The 19,268-nt window shown below is 71.2% G+C and carries 17 protein-coding genes; 11 read left to right on the top strand and 6 right to left on the bottom strand.

Translation table 11 applies throughout. The annotated features are described in order from the left end of the window. The 5 genes from SSOG_RS11305 to SSOG_RS11285 all read right to left on the bottom strand — a co-directional run. Positions 1-726 (bottom strand): NAD(P)/FAD-dependent oxidoreductase (locus SSOG_RS11305; protein WP_039937229.1); only part of this gene is annotated, 726 nt, incomplete at its 3' end. Continuing rightward, complete coding sequence (locus SSOG_RS11300) at positions 723-2,873, bottom strand: molybdopterin oxidoreductase family protein (RefSeq protein ID WP_078510285.1); 2,151 nt, start codon at positions 2,871-2,873, stop codon at positions 723-725. The genes SSOG_RS11305 and SSOG_RS11300, both read right to left, overlap by 4 nt. Then, on the bottom strand, positions 2,866-4,251 hold the full coding sequence (locus SSOG_RS11295; RefSeq protein ID WP_009714352.1) for an MFS transporter: 1,386 nt from the start codon (positions 4,249-4,251) through the stop codon (positions 2,866-2,868). Before SSOG_RS11295 ends, SSOG_RS11300 begins: the two co-directional genes overlap by 8 nt. Positions 4,252-4,501: 250 nt before the next feature. Then, the gene (locus tag SSOG_RS11290; RefSeq protein WP_009714351.1) at positions 4,502-4,804 is read right to left on the bottom strand and encodes a response regulator transcription factor; all 303 of its coding nucleotides are present in this window, start codon (positions 4,802-4,804) and stop codon (positions 4,502-4,504) included. A 302-nt stretch (positions 4,805-5,106) separates the two neighbouring features. Next, positions 5,107-6,093 carry a DMT family transporter gene (locus SSOG_RS11285; protein ID WP_009714350.1) on the bottom strand — a complete coding sequence of 329 codons (987 nt, stop codon included), beginning with the start codon at positions 6,091-6,093 and terminating at the stop codon, positions 5,107-5,109. Between the two features lie 419 nt (positions 6,094-6,512). Here SSOG_RS11285 and SSOG_RS11280 point away from each other — a divergent pair, with 419 nt between their 5' ends. The 8 genes from SSOG_RS11280 to SSOG_RS11245 all read left to right on the top strand — a co-directional run bounded on the left by SSOG_RS11280 (position 6,513) and on the right by SSOG_RS11245 (position 14,562). After that, positions 6,513-8,099, top strand: a complete 1,587-nt coding sequence (locus SSOG_RS11280) for an amino acid adenylation domain-containing protein (RefSeq protein ID WP_106516384.1) — start codon at positions 6,513-6,515, stop codon at positions 8,097-8,099. Further along, positions 8,096-8,359 carry a phosphopantetheine-binding protein gene (locus SSOG_RS11275; protein ID WP_009714348.1) on the top strand — a complete coding sequence of 88 codons (264 nt, stop codon included), beginning with the start codon at positions 8,096-8,098 and terminating at the stop codon, positions 8,357-8,359. The genes SSOG_RS11280 and SSOG_RS11275 overlap by 4 nt, the downstream gene beginning before the upstream one ends. 16 nt (positions 8,360-8,375) lie before the next feature. Beyond that, positions 8,376-9,350: a chlorinating enzyme gene (locus tag SSOG_RS11270; RefSeq protein ID WP_039937227.1), complete on the top strand. Its 975-nt coding sequence runs from the start codon at positions 8,376-8,378 to the stop codon at positions 9,348-9,350. A gap of 110 nt (positions 9,351-9,460) precedes the next feature. Further along, a complete protein-coding gene (locus SSOG_RS46685; protein ID WP_050799843.1) occupies positions 9,461-10,195 on the top strand; it encodes a thioesterase II family protein in 735 nt (244 codons plus the stop codon). Positions 10,196-10,219: 24 nt separating this feature from the next. Beyond that, positions 10,220-11,116 carry a carbohydrate ABC transporter permease gene (locus tag SSOG_RS11260; protein ID WP_009714345.1) on the top strand — a complete coding sequence of 299 codons (897 nt, stop codon included), beginning with the start codon at positions 10,220-10,222 and terminating at the stop codon, positions 11,114-11,116. Beyond that, positions 11,113-11,967 carry a carbohydrate ABC transporter permease gene (locus tag SSOG_RS11255; protein WP_086015786.1) on the top strand — a complete coding sequence of 285 codons (855 nt, stop codon included), beginning with the start codon at positions 11,113-11,115 and terminating at the stop codon, positions 11,965-11,967. Before SSOG_RS11260 ends, SSOG_RS11255 begins: the two co-directional genes overlap by 4 nt. Continuing rightward, on the top strand, positions 11,967-13,226 hold the full coding sequence (locus SSOG_RS11250; RefSeq protein ID WP_039937222.1) for an ABC transporter substrate-binding protein: 1,260 nt from the start codon (positions 11,967-11,969) through the stop codon (positions 13,224-13,226). Before SSOG_RS11255 ends, SSOG_RS11250 begins: the two co-directional genes overlap by 1 nt. Positions 13,227-13,287: 61 nt before the next feature. Then, the gene (locus SSOG_RS11245) at positions 13,288-14,562 is read left to right on the top strand and encodes a macrolide family glycosyltransferase (protein ID WP_106516383.1); all 1,275 of its coding nucleotides are present in this window, start codon (positions 13,288-13,290) and stop codon (positions 14,560-14,562) included. Positions 14,563-14,574: 12 nt separating this feature from the next. On the opposite strand, the gene SSOG_RS11240 is transcribed toward SSOG_RS11245, so the two are convergent. After that, entirely contained in the window at positions 14,575-16,860 is a 2,286-nt protein-coding gene (locus SSOG_RS11240; protein WP_009714341.1) for an MMPL family transporter, read from the bottom strand. Positions 16,861-17,206: 346 nt separating this feature from the next. Here SSOG_RS11240 and SSOG_RS11235 point away from each other — a divergent pair, with 346 nt between their 5' ends. The 3 genes from SSOG_RS11235 to SSOG_RS11225 all read left to right on the top strand — a co-directional run. After that, positions 17,207-18,427 carry a S8 family peptidase gene (locus tag SSOG_RS11235; RefSeq protein ID WP_009714340.1) on the top strand — a complete coding sequence of 407 codons (1,221 nt, stop codon included), beginning with the start codon at positions 17,207-17,209 and terminating at the stop codon, positions 18,425-18,427. Between the two features lie 138 nt (positions 18,428-18,565). Then, positions 18,566-18,889, top strand: a complete 324-nt coding sequence (locus tag SSOG_RS11230) for a cupin domain-containing protein (RefSeq protein ID WP_009714339.1) — start codon at positions 18,566-18,568, stop codon at positions 18,887-18,889. A 68-nt stretch (positions 18,890-18,957) separates the two neighbouring features. Then, a partial coding sequence (locus SSOG_RS11225) for a DsbA family protein (RefSeq protein ID WP_245606276.1) occupies positions 18,958-19,268 on the top strand: 311 nt, incomplete at its 3' end.

Raw genomic sequence — 19,268 nt, 5'->3', positions numbered from 1 at the left:
CCCGGCGGCGCGGGCCAGCCGGGCGTCCGGCCGGACACCGGCGCACACCATCACGGTGTCGGTGCCGATGGCCTGGCCGCGGTCGAGGGTGAGGGAGCCGGGGGCGTACCCGACCGCCTGCCGGGACAGCTCCAGCCGGATGCCGTGGTCGCGCAGTCCGCGGGCCAGGAGCGCCCCCGCCGCGGCGTCGAGCTGGCGGTTCATCGGGTACGGGCGCGGATGCACCAGGGTGACGCGGGTGCCGCCGCGCCGCAGCGCGAGCGCCGTCTCCACCCCGAGCACCCCGGCGCCGACCACCGCCACCTGACCGCCGCTGACGCGCCGGCAGTCGGCGAGGGTACGCAGCGGGGTGACGCCGTCGGCGAGCCGGCCGGCTTCCGTCAGCAGGCCGGGGACGGCGGGTATCCGGGGCCGGGCGCCGGTCGCGAGCACCAGGTGGTCGTAGGGGTGGCCGGTGCCGTCCGACGCGTGCACCAGGCGGCGTTCCCGGTCGATGCCGGTGACCCGGGTGCCCAGCCGCACCACGGTGCCGTCGGGCGGAGCGGACAGGGCCAGGGCGCGGGCCGGGAGCGTGCCGTCCAGCACCGAGGGGAGCAGCACCCGGTTGTACGCGGCCACAGGCTCCGCCCCCAGGACGGTGACGGTGCCCTGGTGGCCGTGGTGGTGCAGCCGGTCCACGAGGCGGTGGGCGGCGATGCCGTTGCCCACGACGACGACGGCGCTCATGCCGTGGCCGTCCAGGGTTCGATGCGGACCGCGCAGACCTTGAACTCGGGCATGTGGCTCTCCGGATCGAGGGCGGTACTGGTGATGAGGTTGGCCCGGCCGTCCGCGGTGAAGTGGAACGGCAGGAAGACGGTGTCGGCGCGCAGGGTCGGCACCAGCCGCACCCGGGCCACGGCCGTGCCGCGGGCCGAGCTGATCCGCGCCAGGTCGCCTTCGGCGAGCCCGGCGCGCTCGGCGGTGTCCGGGTGTACTTCGAGATACGACTCGGGCTCGGCCGCGAGCAGTTCGGGGACCTCGCGGGTCTGGGCGCCGGACTGGTAGTGCGCCAGCGCCCGGCCGGTCGTGGCGTACAGGGGGAAGCGGTCGTCGGGGAGTTCGGCGGCGTCCCGGTGGTCCACCGCGCGGAACCGGGCCCGGCCGTCGGGGTGGGCGAAGCGGTCGAGGAACAGCCGGGGCGTGCCCGGGTGCGGCGGCTGCCCGGGCGGGGTGGCGGGGCAGGGCCAGTGCAGCGCCTCACCGGCGTCGAGCCGTTCGTAGCTGACGCCGGAGTAGTCGGCCCGGCCGCCCCGGGTGGTGCGGCGCAACTCCTCGAACACCTGGTGCGGTTCGGCGGGGAAACGTTCCGGCGGCTGACCGAGCCGGATCGCGAGACCGCGCAGCACGTCCAGGTCGCTCCGTACGCCCGGAGGCGGCCCGGAGAGCCGGCGGCGGCGCAGCACCCGGCCCTCCAGATTGGTCATGGTGCCCTCTTCCTCGGCCCACTGCGTCACCGGTAGCACCACATCGGCGAGCAGTGCCGTCTCGGAGGGCATGAAGTCGGCCACCACCAGCAGGTCCAGCGCGGCCAGCCGCTCGGTGATCCGCGCGGCGCGCGGCGCGGACACGGCCGGGTTGGAGCCGAACACCAGCAGTGCGCGCGGTCCGCCGGGGCGGCCGAGGGAGTCCAGCAGCTCATAGGCGCTCGGCCCGGGGCCGGGCAGCTCCTGCGGCGGCACGCCCCAGACGGCGGCCACGTCGGCGCGCGCACCGGGGTCGGTGATCGACCGGTAGCCGGGCAGCTGGTCGGCCTTCTGGCCCATCTCCCGGCCGCCCTGCCCGTTGCCCTGTCCGGTGAGGCAGCCGTAGCCGCTGCCCGCCCGGCCGGGCAGGCCCAGGGCGAGCGCCAGGTTGATGAAGGCCGCCACCGTGTCGGTGCCCTTGCTGTGCTGTTCGGCGCCGCGCCCGGTGAGGACGTACGCCCGCCGGGCCTCGCCGAGCATCCGTACCGCCTCGCGCTGGGCGGCCACCGGTACCCCGGTGACGCGTTCGACGCGCTCCGGCCACCAGGCCACCGCCTGCTGCCACGCGGCGTCGAAGCCGACGGTGCGCGTGTGCAGATAGCCCTCGTCCATCCGGCCCTCGGTGACGGCGAGATGGAGCAGTCCGAGGGCGAGCGCCAGATCGGTGCCGGGCTGCGGCTGGAGGTGGAGGGCCGCGGCCTCCGCGGTCCGGGTCCGGCGCGGATCGATGACGATGAGCCGCGCGCCCGTCAGGTGGCGCATCAGCGGCGGCATGGTCTCGGCCGGGTTCGCCCCGGCCAGCAGGATCACCTCGGCGTCGTCGAGGTCGCCCACCGGGAACGGCAGTCCGCGGTCGACGCCGAAGGCGGCGTTCCCGGCGGCGGCCGCGGAGGACATGCAGAACCGGCCGTTGTAGTCGATGCGGCTGGTACCGAGCGCCACCCGGGCGAACTTGCCCAGCAGGTACGCCTTTTCATTGGTCAGCCCGCCGCCGCCGAACACCGCCACCGCGTCCGGTCCGTGGGTGTCCCGGATCAGCCGCAGCCGGTCAGCGACGGTGTCCAGCGCCTGGTGCCAGCCGGCCGGTTCCAGCGTCCCGCGCGGGTCGCGGATCAGCGGGTTGTGGAGCCGTACCGGGGTGTCGAGGAGGGCGGGGGCGGTCCACCCCTTCTGGCACAGCCCGCCCCGGTTGACGGGGAAGTCGGAGGGCCGGACGACCACCGTGCCGTCCTCGCGGCCCAGCCGGGTGCCGCACTGGAGGGCGCAGTACGGGCAGTGGGTCGCCACGGACGGCGCGGAGGAGGCCGCGGACGGCGCGGTGGGGCCCGCGGATCTGGCAGGGGGCGCGGGGGAGCGGGATTCAGACATGGGAGACCTCCGGGCGCCGGGCGGAACTGCTGGTTCCGGGCCCGCCGCCGGGTGCGCCGCGCAGATAGACCGCCCAGGTCACCACCGCGCAGACCGCGTAGTAGCCGAGGAAGGCGGTGAACGCGGCGTCACCGGTGCCGCCGGGGCCGTCGTAGCAGGCGCGGAAGGCCAGGTTCACGGCGACGCCGCCGAGCGTGCCGATCGCGCCCGTCACCCCGATCACCGCGCCGGACAGCTCACGGGCCCGGGCGAAGGCGGGGCGTGCGTCCTCGCCCGCGGTGACGGCCTTCTCCGCGTCCTGTGCGAAGACCGCCGGAATCATGGTGTACGCCGAGCCGTTGCCGATCCCCGACAGCACGAAGAGCACGCAGAAGGCGGTGACGAACAGGGTGAACGAGTGGTGTGCGGAGGCCAGCAGCAGTACCCCGGTTCCGGCCGCCATGGCGGCGAGGTCCACGAGGGTCACCCGCGCCCCGCCCCACCGGTCGGCAAGCCACCCGCCGAGCGGCCGGAACAGCGAGCCGAGCAGCGGGCCGAGGAAGGTGTACGAGACGGCCTCCAGCGCGCCGGCGCCGAACTCGTACTGGAGCACCAGGCCGAACGCGAAGCCGTAGCCGATGAACGAGCCGAAGGTGCCGACGTACAGCAGCGACATCCACCAGGTGTGGCGGCTGCCCAGGGCCTCGCGCAGCGCCCCGGGACGGGCCCGTACGGCGGTGAAGTTGTCCATCCGCCGGGCGGCGAGCACCACCAGCAGGGCGGCCAGCGGCAGATATCCCGCGGCCAGGTACTCGGGGTGGCCGAGCCCCGCAGTGGCCGCCACCAGCAGCCCGAGCAGCTGCACCACGGCCACGCCCAGATTGCCGCCGCCCGCGTTGAGGCCCAGCGCCCGGCCCTGGTGGCGGCGGGGGAAGATGCCGCTGATGTTGGTCATCGACGAGGCGAAGTTGCCGCCGCCGAGCCCGGCCGTCGCCCCGGCGGCCAGGAACACCCACAGCGGGGCGTCCGGCCGCTGGATCACCCAGACCGCGAGCGCGATGGGGAGCAGCAGGGAGGCGGTGGCGAAGACCGTCCAGTCGCGGCCGCCGAAGCGGGTCACGGCGTAGCGGTAGGGCAGCCGGAGCGCCGCCCCGGCCAGCGTGGGGACGACGACCAGCAGGAACTTCTCCCCGGCGGCAAAGCTGAATCCGGTCGCGGGGGACATGAAGAGGACCAGGACCGACCACAGGCTCCACACCGAGAAGCCGAGGTGTTCGGTCGCGATGGACAGCACCAGATTGCGCCGTGCGACGCGGCTGCCCTCGCGTTTCCAGAACTCCCGGTCCTCGGGGTTCCAGTGATGTATCCAGCGGCCGGAACCGGCCCGAGCCTTGCCCATGAGTTGCCTCGGCCTCCACTCGCATCTGAAACACGGTCACAGTCATCAGTGGTGGTGATGGTGATGGTGTTGAAGGTGGTGCTTGGTGTGGCACGAGAATGCTGATGCCGGATTCCTCCACGGGATGTGGAAGCTCCAGAGGCATATCCAGGGTGCCGGGAGGCCGAAAGCGGGCTCAATTGAACCTTGGTACACACGGACGGGCCGGCCTCACGCGGGGCAGCAGAGGCCGGCCGGATCTTCGTACCCGTCACATGGTCGTGCGCAGTGATTCAATCCAGGCATACGAGACCAGTCCCGCTTGCAGCCGGGACTCCACATGCAGCTTTGTCAGGATCTGGGCCACATGTGCTTTGACCGTGCGTTCGGTGACGGCAAGCCGGGAGGCTATGGACCGATTGGACTCCCCGTCGCCGAGCAAGCGGAACACATCGAATTCGCGATTCGAAAGCGAGGGCACCCGGTCCAGCTCTTCCTGCCAGGTCCGGCGAGCGCTGGGGGCCAGTGCAACTTTCCTGTTGGCTAAACCGATCAGGCTTCCCTGTGTGGCCATGTATCTCCCTCTCCCGAAAACGCGGGTCGCGGGGTCCGGGTAATAGGTGAATTCACGTCAGCCTTATGGGCCCGGGCAGTATACGGAAGACGCTGATGTCAGAGCTGTGTGACGAGCTTCACTTCGCGTTCGTACGGCCCGCCGGATGTCGTCGTCTACCTGCGGGTCTGTGGTGACGGACGATGCGGAATCGTCTTGCTCTCTGAGACGACATCACCGGCGGGCCGCAATGGCGCATTCTCGATCGAGGCGCGGACGAGCGATCATGCTAGGTTCTCTCGATTTCCGCTCAAGCGAGCCGGTCAGCCGCGTCGCTCGGCCGCGCCACGTTCGCGGTCCGCCGCGGCCACCGCCTCCGCCGCTTCCCCCGCCTTCGGCCGCACCCGGCCCTGGGTGACCGCCAGTACCGCGCCGGCCATGAGGACGACCGCGCCGATGGCCTGGACCGCGCCGAAGGTCTCGCCCAGGAAGAGGTAGGAACACAGGGTGCCGACCGCGGGCACCATAAACATCATGATCGAGGCGGAAGCAGGGCCCACCGCCCCGACGCCCCGGTAGTAGAAGAGGTTCGCCACGGCCGTCGGCCCGATCGCCACGAACACCGCGTTGATCCAGGTGGTGGCGGGCACCGCGCCCCAGTCCGCGTCCATCGCGGAGGGCACGCTGTAGAGGCCCAGCAGGATGGCGCCGCAGCTCATCGCGTACGCCGTGGCCCGAAGCGGCTCGATCCCGGCGAGCACCCGGGGGCCGAGCAGGGTGAACGCCGCCCAGCAGGCCGCGCTCAGCAGGAACAGCACATCGCCGAGGAACCGGTCGCCGCCCGCGCCCGCGTCGGTCCGCGCGCCGATCAGGAAGATCACGGCACCGGTCAGCCCCAGCGCCAGCCCCGCGACCCGCCCGGCCGACGCCCGCTCCTTGCGGGTGACCAGCAGGAATCCGGTGGTCAGCACGGGGCTCATGACCGGGATGATGGTGGTGCTGTCCATCGCCGGGGCCAGCGAAAGCCCCCAGAAGAACAGCAGGTTGTACAGGAAGACGCCGAGCACCCCCGCCCCGGCCGCGCGCCCCACGTCGCGCCCGGACGTGGCCTGCTGGGAGGGGACGAAGCGCAGCGCGATGAGCAGGACCACTGCCCCGCCGCCGAAGCGCAGCAGGGCCGCCACGGCGTGCGGCAGATGGTCGACGACCACCTTGGAACTGCTGAAGCCGCTGCCCCATAAGACCATCGTGGTCGTCAGTAAGAGATAGGGGTTGGTGCCCCCTCCGGGCCTCTGCTGCTTCTGCGACATGCGCTTCCCCCTTTGCCTGGTGCGTTGGTGCCGGTGCGTTGGTGCCCGTGCATTGGTGCCCGTGCGTTGCTACCGGTGCAGTTGGTGCTGGTGGTTGCCGCTGGTGCGGGTGATGCTGAAGTGGCCGAGCGCCCCGATGCGCGCAGGGGCGGGCCATGCAGGTGACGTCCCGTCATCTGCGGTGGTCGGGCCACAGCGTAACGGGCCCAACTAGAGCCCGTGCCGTCCGCCTCGCCGACGGCACCGGAACCCGCCTGTACGAAGGTTCAATTGAGGCGCTCACGACCCCACGGTGATAGTGAATCGCATCCCGGCCGGACGCCGGGTCATCGCGAACACTCGTGGCGGGCACGGCCCCACGCGGTGCGCTGCGCAATGTCTTCTGTCATTTCCGACGGCCGCAAGAAGGGTTTCCCGAAATGCTGCTGCAATCCATGACATCGGACCCCATCGCGCGGAATTCCGATCTCGTGAGCCTCTTCCGGGACGTCGCCGCGGCGGCGCCGGAGCGGGCGGCGCTGTCCGCCGAGGACGACCGCGTCACCTACCGGCGGCTCGACGCCTGGTCGGACGCGGTGGCCCGGATCCTGCTCACCGAGGGAGTACGGCCCGGGGACCGGGTGGCTCTGCGCATGACGCCGGGGGCCGAGGCGATCGTCGCGATCCTGGCCATCCTCAAGTGCGGTGCCGCGTACGTCCCGGTGGACCTGCGCAACCCGGTCTCCCGGAGCGACTTCATCCTCGCCGACAGCGGTGCGAGCGCGCTGATCGGCGAGCCCTACGAGGGGTGCGCGGTCACCAGGGTGGTCCGCACCGCGGCCGTCGCGGAGTGCCGGGACGCGCGGCCGGAGCCCGTGACGGACGCCGGGGAGGCGGTGCGCCCGGGCGCCGACGACACGGCGTACGTCATCTACACCTCCGGGACCACCGGCAATCCGAAGGGCGTGCCGGTACGCCACGCCAATGTGCTGGCCCTGCTCACCGGCGCGCCATCGGTGTTCGACTTCACGGAGGACGACCGCTGGCTGCTGTTCCACTCGCTGTCGTTCGACTTCTCGGTGTGGGAGATCTGGGGGCCGTTCTCCACCGGCGCGGAGCTGGTGGTCCTGCCGCACTGGGCGGCGCGTACGCCCGAGCAGTATTTGTCGGTCATCATCGACCGGGGCGTCACCGTCATCAACCAGACGCCCACCGCCTTCCTCGCGCTCACCGAGGCCGCGGTGCGCGGCGGCCGGGACGTCTCCGGGCTGCGCTACGTCATCTTCGGCGGCGAGAAGCTCACCGCGCCCATGCTGCGGCCCTGGGCCAAGGCGTTCGGGCTCGACCGGCCGCGGCTGGTCAACGGCTACGGGATCACCGAGACCACGGTGTTCACGACCTTCGAGGAGATCGGCGAGGCGTATCTGACGCAGGACACCTCGGTCATCGGGCGCGCGCTGCCGTCGTTCCGTACCCGGGTCGTCGGCGACGACGGCCGGGACGTGGCCCTGGGCGAGACCGGTGAACTGTGGCTGGCCGGGGCGCAGTTGGCCGAGGGCTATCTGCGGCGTCCGGAGCTGACCGCCGAGAAGTTCCCGGTGGTGACCGACGGCGGGACCGGCGAGTCCGTCCGCTACTACCGCTCCGGGGACCTGGTCAGCGAGCTGCCGGACGGCCGGTTCGCGTACGAGGGCCGCGCCGACCTCCAGGTCAAACTGCGCGGCTACCGCATCGAGCTGAGCGACATCGAGACCGCCGTGCGCCGCCACGACGACGTCGTCGACGCGGTCGTCACGGTGCGCGAGTTCAAACCCGGCGACCTCCGGCTGGTCTGCGCCTACGTGGCCCGTGAGGGAAGCGCGACGACCACCGCACGGGAGCTGCGGGACCACATCAAGACCCTGTTGCCGGCCTATATGCACCCGGCCCGCTATCTGCGGCTGCCGGGGCTGCCCCGCACCGTCAACGGAAAAGTCGACCGGGCGGCCGTCGCCCGGTCCTGGGAGGAAGAGGTGGCACGTTCATGACGGGACAACAGATCACCGAAGCGCAGACCGCGCACCCCGACAACCTGGCCGTCGCCTGGGTGGGTGAGCTGCTGGAGGAGTCCGACCTGTCCGCCCAGGACAACTTCCTCGACCTCGGCGGCCACTCCGTCCTGGCCCTGGAGCTGAGCGAGCGGGTCAAGAAGGACCTCGGCGTCGACCTGGACATGCAGATCCTCTTCGAGCGCAGCATCGGCGAGGCCCTCGCCGACGCCGTCACCCGCGCCCGGACCGCCAAGTAGGAGAAGGAGAATCCCCATGACCACTGTGAGCGAGAAGGCCAACTTCACCTTCAGCCCCGAAGAGGTGGCCCGGTTCGAGCGGGACGGCTACATCGGCCCCGTCAAGGTCTTCGAGCCCGAGGAGATGACCCGCCGCTGGAACACCATCCGGCGCCAGCTCCTCGACCGCTCGCTGGCCATCTACCCGGACAGCAACGGCAAGGCCAACATATCCAACTACGACCGCCACCTCGACATCGACCTGTTGGCCGAGCACATCATGCGGCCCGAGATCGTCGACCGCGTCGCCTCCCTCATCGGCCCCAACCTGCTCTGCTGGCGCAGCGAGTTCTTCCCCAAGTACCAGGGCGACGAGGGCACCGACTGGCACCAGGCGGCCACCTTCGCCCACGCGACCGGCAAGCCGCAGATCATCTGGCCGTCCGACGAGGGCCGCCCGGCCTTCATCGGCACCATCACGGTGTGGACCGCGTTCACCCACTCCACCGAGCAGAACGGCTGCCTCCAGCTCATGCCGGGCACCCACACGTCGATGAACTACGACGAGTCCAAGGGCATGGACTACGACGCGGACGCCATCAACCAGCGCGAGAAGGAAGGCATCAAGCGCGGCTTCTTCGGCTACGACTACCGGTCCCTCCAGAAGGACCCCAACTGGAAGCCGGACGAGTCGCAGGCGTACCCGATGGTCCTCAAGCCGGGCGAGGCCGTCATCTTCTGGTCGAACACCATGCACGCCTCGCTGCCGCACACCGGCAGCAAGACCGACTACCGCATGGGCTTCGCCGCCCGCTACGTGCCCACCCAGGTGCAGGTCTACCCCGGCACCGAGAACCTGACCGAGTACGGCGACGGCATCAACCTCGAGAAGTACGGCGCGGTCCTCGCCTCCGGCGTCGACGAGTACGGACACAACCGGATGGCCCGCACGAGCCAGCGCGGCTACGAGTTCGTGGCGCGCCAGGTGCCCACCCGGCCGGCGGCCGGCTGACCTTGTCCGGCGCCACGGCGGGGCGGCCCCGGGCCGCCCCGCCGTGCCCCTTCCCGGCTCTGTCCGCCCTTCCCGCGGTGCTCGCCGCGACGGTCCGCAGGAGGTACGTAATGACGCCCCGCACCCTGATCATGCTGCACCACGCGGGCGGCTCCGCCGCCGTCTTCGACCGGCTCGCCGAGGCCCTGCCGGACGGCATCCAGCCGCTGCCGCTGGAGCTGCCCGGGCGCGGCAAGCGGTGGCGCGAGGCGCCCGTCACCACCATCGAGGACGCCGTCGACGACCTGCTGCGCGCGGTCGCCGGACAGCCGGAGGAGATCGCGATCTTCGGCCACAGCGTGGGCGCGTACCTCGGCCTCTGCCTGGCGGCGCGGCTGGCCGAGACCGGCGGTCCGCGCTGCTCCACCCTCTTCGCCTCCGCCAACGCGGGCCCGGTGAGCGCCGAACTGCCGTGTGAGGGCTCGCCGTTGCTCACCACCGACGAGGAGATCTTCGCCATCGCCGAGAAGTCAGGCGGCACGATCTCCCCGCAGATCCGCGAGCACCCCGTGCTGCGGGAGCGCACCGCGGCCCTGCTGCGCGCCGACTTCTCGCTCGGCGACTCGTTTCTGCGCAAGCGCCCGGCCACCACCGTCGTGAGCGCCGAACTCGTGGTGTGCTGCGGCACCGACGACGTCTTCACCGACGCCCAGCTGGACAGCTGGCGGCACAGCACCACCGGGCGGACGGACATCACGCCCCGCCTCCCCGGCGACCACTTCTACCTCGAACAGCCCGCCCAGGCAGCCGCCTTGGCCGAGACCATCACCCGTACGCTGCTGGGTTCGGCCGACCGGACTCCTTGACGGGGCCCCGCCACCGTCCGCACGATGACCTGCGTGACAGCCACGACCGCGACGGCGCGGTCCGACAAGTCTCCGGCCCGCGGCGCGTGGTTCCTGGTGCTGCCCGCGCTGCTGCCCATCCTGCTGCTCAGCGTCGGCCCGCTGCTGTACGGGATCGCGCTGGCCTTCACCGACGCCCAGTCAGGGCGCACCGAGCCGACCGAGTGGACCGGGCTGCTCAACTTCCAGGACCTGGCCCGCGACACCCTCTTCTGGGAGTCGTTCCGTATCGGTCTGGTGTGGGCGGTCGCGGTGACCGTTCCGCAGTTCGTGCTGGCGCTCGGGCTGGCGTTGCTGCTGGTGCAGAACCTCCGGTTCCGCTGGCTGGCGCGGGCGCTGGCGATCGTGCCGTGGGCGATGCCCGAGGTCGTCGTCGGCATCATGTGGCGGCTCGTCTACCACCCCGACGCGGGGGTGCTGAACGAGACACTGGGCACCGACCGGGACTGGCTCGGCAGCCTCTCCACCGCCCTGCCCGCCGTGATCGTCGTCGGCATCTGGGCGCGGCTGCCGCAGGTGACGGTCACGCTGCTGGCCGCGCTCGCCAACGTACCGCGCGAGCTGCACGAGGCCGCGGCCGTGGACGGCGCGGGCGCCTGGCGCCGCTTCCGCACCGTCACCTGGCCCGCCATCAGGCCGGTGGCGCTGGCCATCAGCGCGCTCAGCCTCATCTGGAACATCAACTCCTTCGCGCTGGTCTACGTCCTGACCGGCGGCGGGCCCGGCGGGCGCACCCGGCTGCCGATGCTCTTCGCGTACGAGGAAGCCTTCGGCTACGGGCAGTTCGGATACGCGGCCGCCATGGGATGCGTGCTGGTCGCGGTCGTCTCCGTACTCCTCGCGCTCTTCCTGGTCGGGCGGCTCAAGGGGGACGACGTATGAACCGGACCGCCGCCGTGCGCAGGCGCCGGGCCGCCCGCGCCGGGCAGTACCTCGCCCTGCTGGGCTATCTCGTCTTCCTCGCGTTCCCGCTGCTGTGGCTGCTGTCCACGGCGTTCAAACCGCCGCGCGAACTGGCGAGCCCGGACCCCGGCTGGATCCCCCTCGACCCGACCCTCGACAACTTCCGCCAGGCGTTCGACGAGCAGCCGCTGCTGCGGGCGGCGGCGAACAGCCTCACCGCCTCCGTCGCCGCCGCGGTCATCACCGTCGTCATCGCGACCCCGATGGCGTACGTCATGGCCCGCAACCACCGCTCCCCGCTGTCCCGGGCGGCCACCGGCTGGGTCGTGGTCAGCCAGGCGTTCCCCTTCGTCCTGGTGATCATCCCGCTGTTCCTCGTGCTCAAGAACCTGTACCTGATCAACTCCCTGTCCGGGCTGATCATGGTGTACGTGGTGTGGTCCCTGCCGTTCGCCCTGTGGATGCTCGCGGGGTACGCGCGCGCCGTGCCCAGGGAGTTGGAGGAGGCCGCGGCCGTGGACGGGGCGGGGCGGCTGCGCGTGCTCGTCTCCGTCACCATGCCGCTGCTGGCGCCCGGCCTCGTGGCCACCGCCCTCTTCGCCTTCATCACCGCGTGGAACGAGTTCTTCTTCGCGCTGGTGCTGCTCAAGACCCCGCAGAAGCAGACCATGCCCGTCATCCTCACCCACTTCATCGGCGCGGAGGGCGTCGCCGACCTCGGCCCGCTGGCCGCCGCCTCGCTGCTCGCCACCCTGCCCTCGCTCGTCCTGTTCGCCGTCATCCAGCGGCGGATCACCAGCGGAACCCTGGCCGGGGCGGTGAAGTCCTGATGCGCCGCCGTACGCTGCTGACCGCCGCCCTGCTGACGGGGTGCGCGCCCGCGCGGCGCCGGGCCCGCGGAGGAGAGGCGGTGCTCCGCTTCCAGTCGCTGGCCTGGCAGAAGGAGTCCGTCGAGGCCAACAAGCGGCTGGTGGCGGAGTGGAACGCGACCCACCCCACGATCAGGGTCGAGTACGTCCAGGGCAGCTGGGACGGCGTCCACGACCAGCTCCTCACCTCCTTCGAGGGCGGCGAGGCGCCCGACATCATCCACGACGCCGCCGACGACCTCGCCGACTTCGCGTACGGCGGCTATCTCGCCGATCTGCGCGGGCTGCTGAGGGTTCGCTTGACGGCCGACATCCCGGCCCACAGCTGGGCCACCACCACCTTCGGCGACGGCGGCGTCTATGGGGTGCCGTTCCTCCAGGAGCCGCGCGTCATCATCGCCAACCGGGCGCTGCTGGAGCGGGCGCGGGTGCGGATCCCGACCGTGCGCGACCCGTGGAGCTGGGCGGAGTTCGAGGATGTGGCGCGGGCGCTCACCCGGGGCGGGACGTACGGGGTCGGCTGGCCGCTCAAGGACCCCGTCGCCGCGACCCTGGGCCTCGCCCTCTCCACCGGCGGCCGGGTCTTCCACCGCGGCGACGACGGCAAGGTCACCGTCCGCTTCGACGCCGCCGACCAGCGCGTCCCGCGCGCGATCGCCCGTACGGCGGCCAAGTCCACGCTCGGCATGGGCGGTTCGGACACCCTCCCCGGCTTCTTCGGCGGTAAGTACGCCATGGTGCCGCTCGGCTTCTCGTACCGTCAGCAGATCGTCCAGCAGGCCCCCGAGGGCTTCGACTGGACGGTGCTGCCCGCGCCCGCCGGACCCGGCGGCGACCAGCGCCAGGGGGTCGGCCCGCAGACCCTGTCCATCGCCGAGGACAGCCCGTACCGGCGGGAGGCGGCCCGCTTCCTCGACTTCTTCCTGCGCCCGCGCAACATGGCGCGGCTCGCGCTGGGCGACTGGATGCTGCCCACGGGCACCGGTGCGCTGCGCGACCCGGCGCTGCGCAGCCCCGAACACGGCTGGGCCACCGGCACGGCACTGGCCGCCCAACTGCGCCCGGCCCCCGCCCTGTCGGTGCGCGGCTATCGGGAGTGGAAGGACAAGGTGGCCACGCCCGCGCTCCAGGAGTACTACAGCGGAGCCATCGGAATGGAAAGACTGAGAAAAAGATTGATCAAGGACGGGGGGCTGGTGCTCGCTCGCTACCAGCGTTAGGGTGTGGAGTAGGTGTGTTGATAGTGGCATGAGGCAATCGGCCTCGCCTAAGTTCCGCACCATGACCTCAGCGATGCGTGCTCAAAAGCCCGCCCATATAGCCATGTTCGGCATCGCGGCGCACGGGCACGTGAACCCCAGCCTTGAGGTGATCCGCGAGTTGGTGGCCCGCGGCCACCGGGTCACTTACGCCATTCCCGAATCGTTCGCCGACAAGGTCGCCGAGACCGGCGCCGAGCCCAGGACCTACGACACGGTCCTCTTCCAGGACGACATGCCGGAAGACGCCGAACTGATCGATTACGTCGAGCCGTTCCTGACCGAAGCCGTCCAGGCGCTGCCCCAGCACCTGACGGCGTACGAGGGCGACGAACCGGACCTGATCCTGTACGACATCACCGCCTACCCGGCCCACCTCCTCGCCCGCCGCTGGGGCGTACCCGCCGTCGAGCTGGCGCCGAGCTTCGTGGCCTGGGAGGGCTACAAGGAAGAGGTCTTCGACCCGAAGTACGGGCACCTCCACACCTCCGAGCGGGGACGGGCCTACTACGCGCGCTTCAGCGCCTGGCTCGCCGAGCACGGAATGCCCGACGCCGACCCCGACCGCCTCACCGGGCGCCCCCGCCGCTGCCTCGCCCTCATCCCCGAACTGTTCCAGCCCCACGCCGACCGCGTCGACACCTCCGTCTACTCCTTCGTCGGCCGCTGCCACTCCACCCGCCACGACGACGGCCAGTGGCGGCGCCCGGACACCCTCGCCCCCACGGACCGCGTCCTGCTGATCTCGCTCGGTTCGACCTGGACCAGGGAACCCGGCTTCTACCGCGCCTGCGTCGACGCCTTCGGCGACCTCCCCGGCTGGCATGTCGTCCTCCAGATCGGCGGATACGTCGACCCGGACGGCCTCGGCGCCCTCCCCGCCAACATCGAAACCCACACCTGGGTGCCCCAGCTCAGCGTCCTCCAGCAGGCCGACGCCTTCGTCACCCACGCGGGCGCGGGCGGCAGCCAGGAGGCGCTGAGCTGCGGCGTCCCGATGGTGGCCGTGCCCCAGGCCGTCGATCAGTTCCGCAACGCCCACACCCTCCAAGCGCTCGGCGTCGGGCGCCAGTTGCCCAAGGAAGAGATCACGGCGGAAACCCTGCGAGCGGCCGTCCTCGCCCTCACGGACGACCCCCGGGTGGCCGCCCGCTGCGCCGAGCTCAAGGCCCGCATGGCCGCGGAAGGCGGCCCGGAGCGGGCCGCCGACCTGATCGAAGCCGAACTCCCGGCCACCTCGCTCAGCGGTACGACGCAGCCGGCCGCGGGGCTCATGGGGAGCCACGCGGCCGGATGAGGGAGTGGTCCGTCAGACCTTGGCGTGCCTGGGGCGGTCGTCCAGGCCGGGGGCGGAGAGCGGGGCCGGGGGCGGGGTGGGGGCCGGCTCGTCGTGGGTCAGGTCGGGCAGCCACCGCAGCCATCGCGGCAGGTACCAGTTCCGCTCGCCCAGCAGTGTCATCACGGCGGGCAGCAGTACCCCGCGGATCACGGTGGCATCGATGAGGACGGCGGCGGCGAGGCCCACGCCCATCTGCTTCATGGACTGCATCGACAGCGTCCCGAAGATGGCGAACACCGCGACCATGATGACGGCGGCGCTGGTGACGACGCCTGCCGTGGTGACCACGCCGTGCACCACCGCGTCCCGGGTGGTGCGCCCGGCCACCCGCGCCTCGCGGATCCGGGAGACCACGAACACGTGGTAGTCCATGCTCAGCCCGAACAGGATCACGAAGAGGAACAGCGGCAGCCACGACACGATCGCGCCGACTCCCTCCGCGCCGACCAGACCCGCGCCCCAGCCGTGCTGGAAGACGGCGGTGAGGATGCCGTACGCGGCGCCCACTGACAGCAGGTTGAGGACGATGGAGGTGACGGCGACGGTCAGCGACCGGAACGACATCAGCATGAGCAGGAAGGCGAACACGACGACGAAGGCGAAGACCGGCGCGATCGCCGAGCCGAGCTTGTCATTGAAGTCCTTGTTGGCGGCGACGGAGCCGCCGATCGGCGCCTCCACCCCGTCCACCGTGCCGAGCGTCGCCGGGCGCACCTCGTCCCGCAGGATGGTCAGGCTCTTCTCGGCCCTGCCCTCGTCCGAGCCGCCGGTCAGCGGGACCGACACGATCGCCAGGTTCCGCTTCTCGTGGAAGGCCACCGTGACCGGGCCCGTGGAGGCGCCCTTGGCGACGGCCTCGGTACGGAAGCGGGCGATGGCGCCACGTACCGGCGCGGCGTCGATGTCCTCGGCCTTGACCACGACCTGGGCCGGGTCCGGTCCGCCGGGGAACGCCTTGTCCATGTGCTGGTATGCCTGGACGATCGGCATGGAGTCGCTGAACTCCTGGTCCAGGGTCAGGTTCGCGGTGTTCATGCTGACCGCCGGTGCGGCGATGGCGATCAGCGCGCCACCGGCCAGCGCGAGCGACAGCTTCGGCCTGCGCAGCACCCGGCCGAGGACCGCGCGCCACACCCTGCTCTCGCCGTTGCCCTTCCGCTTGGCGCGGGACACGAACGGCACCCGGCCCTTCTCGACCCGCTCGCCGAGCAGCGACAGCAGCGCGGGCAGCACAATCACCGAGCCGACCATCGCCACGGCCACCACCATCAGGGTGGCAAGCCCCATCGCCTGGAACTCGGTGAGGCCGGTGAAGAGCATGCCCGCCATCGCCACGATGACCGTGACACCGGAGACCAGGATCGCCCGGCCGGAGGTGGCCGCCGCGATGCGCAGCGCGGTGTCGGCGTCCCGCCCGGCGGCCCGCTCCTCGCGCTCCCGGCGCAGATAGAACAGGCAGTAGTCGACGCCGACGGCCAGACCCACCAGCAGCATCACCGAGTTGGCGGTGTCGTTCATGGGCATCCAGTGGCTGACCACCGCCACCAGGCCGGTGGTGGCCAGGAACGCGGTCATCGCGAGCGCCACCGGCAGCAGCGCCGCCACCAGCGCGCCGAAGGCGATCAGCAGGATGCCGAGCGCCACCGGCACCGCCGAGTACTCCGCCTGCGCGAAGTCGGAGCCGAACGCGTCGTCGAACGCCTTGTCCCCGCTCGCGTCGCCGAACTCCTCGATGCTCAGGGCCCGATGGTCCCGCTGCGCCTTCTCCACCGCGTCCAGCACGGGCTGGATGCGGTCCGCGGCGGACTCCGCGTCGCCGCGCAGGTCGAAGCTCACCAGCGCGGACCGCCGGTCGGCCGAGATCGCCTTCGTCGCGTACGGGGACTTCACCGCCGTGGCCTCACCGGTGCCGCGCACCGCGGACAGCACCGCGTCGACCGCGCCCCGGAACTCCGGGTCGTCCGCGCGCACTCCGCCGCCCTTCGCCTGGATCAGGACGGTTTCCCCGGCCGGTTCGACAATGCCCGCGTCGTCCAGAATCTTCAGGACACGCCCGGACTCGCCCGGACGCTCCTCACTGTTGGTCGAATCGGCCCGGCCCGTCATCGACCCCACGGCCAGCGCGAGAACGACCAGCAGCAGCCAGCCGCCGACCGCCGTCCAGCGGTGCCGGGCGCTCCAACTGCCCGCGCGGGCGGCCAGCCCCCGTGGCCTGTTCAGTCGTCCTGTGTCCCCCACGACGTCCCCTTTTCCCATGGTGGCGGCCCCCTGCCGCCATCTGGGGACGACGCTAGGGCGCGGGTGCACCCGGGCCCATCCTGCTGACCGGTGAGGCGGGGGGCGGGGTTCTCCACCCGGAGGAGGGGGGTCAGCCCTACCCCATCGGTCCAAGCCCCTTACAGCTAAAGGGACTTGTCATGATCGTGCTGGGATGACGTTGCATATGTCACACATGGACCAGGATCTTGAATTGCCCGGTTCCATCCGCCAGGGTTTCGTCTCAGCCCGGAGTGATCCGAACACGCTCCGGCGCCATCGCAACCGCGTGTGAAAACACCGTGCGCGAAATCCCCCCACAACCGCACGAGGAGGATCCCTCGTCATGGCAGTACACAAGCAGCGCAACGCGCGTAAACTCACCCTGGCGATAGCCGCGGCGGGCGCCATCACCGCCGGTGCCTTCGTGGCCGTCCCGGCCGGGGCCGCCACCGCGAAGCCCGCCGAGGGCACCGTCTACGGAACGCAGTCCAAGAACGCCGTCGACGGCAGCTACATCGTCATGCTCAAGGGCGGACAGACCATCAAGGCCGCGTCCGAGGGCAAGGACCTGGCCGAGAGTTACGGTGGCAAGCTGCGCCGCAGTTACGACTCCGCCGTCAACGGCTTCTCCGCCACCAGCCTCAGCGAGACCGAGGCCAAGCGGCTGGCCGCCGACCCGTCGGTCGCCAAGGTCGTCCAGAACCACCGGTACTCCATCAAGACCACCCAGGCGGACCCGCCGTCCTGGGGTCTGGACCGGATCGACCAGGCCGACACCAAGGGCGACAAGAAGTACACCTACCCGGACAGCGCGGGTGAGGGTGTCACCGCGTACGTCATCGACACCGGGGTCCGCGCCTCGCACAAGGACTTCGACGGCCGCGTCACCTCCGGCTTCGACGCCATCGACAACGACAAGGACGCCGACGACGGCAACGGCCACGGCACCCACGTCGCGGGCACCATCGCCGGGACCGACCACGGCGTGGCCAAGAAGGCCAAGGTCGTGGCCGTGAGAGTCCTGGACGACCAGGGCTCGGGGACCACCGAACAGGTGGTCTCCGGCATCGACTGGGTCACCAAGAACCACAAGGGCCCGTCCGTCGCCAACATGAGCCTCGGCGGCACCCCCGACGAGGCCCTGGACGCGGCGGTGCAGAAGGCCATCGACTCCGGTGTCACCTTCGGTGTCGCGGCGGGCAACGAGTCCGCCGACGCGAGCGAGAGCTCGCCCGCCCGGGTCAAGGACGCGATCACCGTCGCCTCCAGCACCGACGCCGACGAGCAGTCCGATTTCTCCAACTTCGGCAAGGTCGTCGACATCTACGCCCCCGGCTCGGACATCACCTCCGACTGGAACACCGGCGACGACGCCACCAACACCATCTCCGGTACGTCGATGGCCACCCCGCACGTCGTGGGCGCCGCCGCCGTCTACCTGAGCGGCCACCAGGACGCCAAGCCCGCCGACGTGGCGAAGGCGCTCACCGACGGTGCCACCGCCGACAAGATCTCCAACCCGAGCGAGGGCACCCCGAACAAGCTGCTGAAGGTCGTCAAGTAAGTCACCGTCGCCTGAGGCACATCTGAACACCCGGCCGTCGTGTCCACCCCACTGGGCACGGCGGCCGCTTCAGTGGGGTACCGACAGCAACTGGCTGACGTCTTGGGGGCGTTGTTCCACCGTGCCAGTCTTGCGAGCATGAACATCACGGACGGATACACATGGTCGGCGGTCGCGGACGCGCCGGTGAAGGAACTCTTCCCGGGCATCCGGCTGCGCCCGCTGTGGAGCGGTGAGAACGGGGCGAAGGCCCACGCCCTGGAAATGGACCCGGGCAGTTCCTGGGAGGGACTGGACGTCCACGAGCCCGGCCCCGAGGAGGTCTTCGTCGTCTCCGGCACCTTCAACGACGGCCACCGCGACTACCCGGCGGGCACCTTCCTCCACGCCCCGGCCGGTTCCTCCCACATCCCGCAGACCACCACCGGCTGCACCCTCTTCGTCTTCTATCCCGAAGGCTGAAGTGGCCCACGCGATCGGCGGCGGATTGTCCCTCGGCCGGAGGCCAGTGGCCGATTAGGCTCCCGGCCATGACGACTTCACCCACCGACACCCCCACCAAGGTCGACTTCTACTTCGACCCCGTCTGCCCGTTCGCCTGGATCACCTCCCGCTGGATCCTGGAGGTCGAGCGCCACCGCGCCCTCGACCTCCGCTTCCGGGTGATGAGCCTGTCCGTCCTCAACGAGGGCCGCCAGGATCTGCCGGAGCGCTACCAGGAGCTGGTGGACAAGGGCTGGGGCCCGGTCCGCGTCTGCGTCGCGGCCGCCCAGCAGCACGGGGAGGAGGTGCTGCGGGACCTCTACACGGCCATGGGCACCCGCCTCCACACCGCGGGCAC

This window comes from Streptomyces himastatinicus ATCC 53653 (assembly GCF_000158915.1).
GTDB classification, from domain to species: domain Bacteria; phylum Actinomycetota; class Actinomycetes; order Streptomycetales; family Streptomycetaceae; genus Streptomyces; species Streptomyces himastatinicus.
Note: the sequence above shows the minus strand (reverse complement) of the source record. Positions and strands in the feature narration are given on the sequence as shown.

What these genes read in the sequence shown, in the direction of transcription:
- SSOG_RS11235 (WP_009714340.1), top strand. Translation starts at nt 17,207, where the DNA reads ATGGCAGTACACAAGCAGCGCAACGCGCGTAAACTCACCCTGGCGATA.
- SSOG_RS11245 (WP_106516383.1), top strand. Translation starts at nt 13,288, where the DNA reads ATGACCTCAGCGATGCGTGCTCAAAAGCCCGCCCATATAGCCATGTTC.
- SSOG_RS11295 (WP_009714352.1), bottom strand. Translation starts at nt 4,251, where the DNA reads ATGGGCAAGGCTCGGGCCGGTTCCGGCCGCTGGATACATCACTGGAAC.
- SSOG_RS11280 (WP_106516384.1), top strand. Translation starts at nt 6,513, where the DNA reads ATGCTGCTGCAATCCATGACATCGGACCCCATCGCGCGGAATTCCGAT.
- SSOG_RS11240 (WP_009714341.1), bottom strand. Translation starts at nt 16,860, where the DNA reads ATGGGAAAAGGGGACGTCGTGGGGGACACAGGACGACTGAACAGGCCA.
- SSOG_RS11275 (WP_009714348.1), top strand. Translation starts at nt 8,096, where the DNA reads ATGACGGGACAACAGATCACCGAAGCGCAGACCGCGCACCCCGACAAC.
- SSOG_RS11285 (WP_009714350.1), bottom strand. Translation starts at nt 6,093, where the DNA reads ATGTCGCAGAAGCAGCAGAGGCCCGGAGGGGGCACCAACCCCTATCTC.
- SSOG_RS11300 (WP_078510285.1), bottom strand. Translation starts at nt 2,873, where the DNA reads ATGTCTGAATCCCGCTCCCCCGCGCCCCCTGCCAGATCCGCGGGCCCC.
- SSOG_RS11255 (WP_086015786.1), top strand. Translation starts at nt 11,113, where the DNA reads ATGAACCGGACCGCCGCCGTGCGCAGGCGCCGGGCCGCCCGCGCCGGG.
- SSOG_RS11270 (WP_039937227.1), top strand. Translation starts at nt 8,376, where the DNA reads ATGACCACTGTGAGCGAGAAGGCCAACTTCACCTTCAGCCCCGAAGAG.
- SSOG_RS11260 (WP_009714345.1), top strand. Translation starts at nt 10,220, where the DNA reads ATGACCTGCGTGACAGCCACGACCGCGACGGCGCGGTCCGACAAGTCT.
- SSOG_RS11290 (WP_009714351.1), bottom strand. Translation starts at nt 4,804, where the DNA reads ATGGCCACACAGGGAAGCCTGATCGGTTTAGCCAACAGGAAAGTTGCA.
- SSOG_RS11250 (WP_039937222.1), top strand. Translation starts at nt 11,967, where the DNA reads ATGCGCCGCCGTACGCTGCTGACCGCCGCCCTGCTGACGGGGTGCGCG.
- SSOG_RS11230 (WP_009714339.1), top strand. Translation starts at nt 18,566, where the DNA reads ATGAACATCACGGACGGATACACATGGTCGGCGGTCGCGGACGCGCCG.
- SSOG_RS46685 (WP_050799843.1), top strand. Translation starts at nt 9,461, where the DNA reads ATGACGCCCCGCACCCTGATCATGCTGCACCACGCGGGCGGCTCCGCC.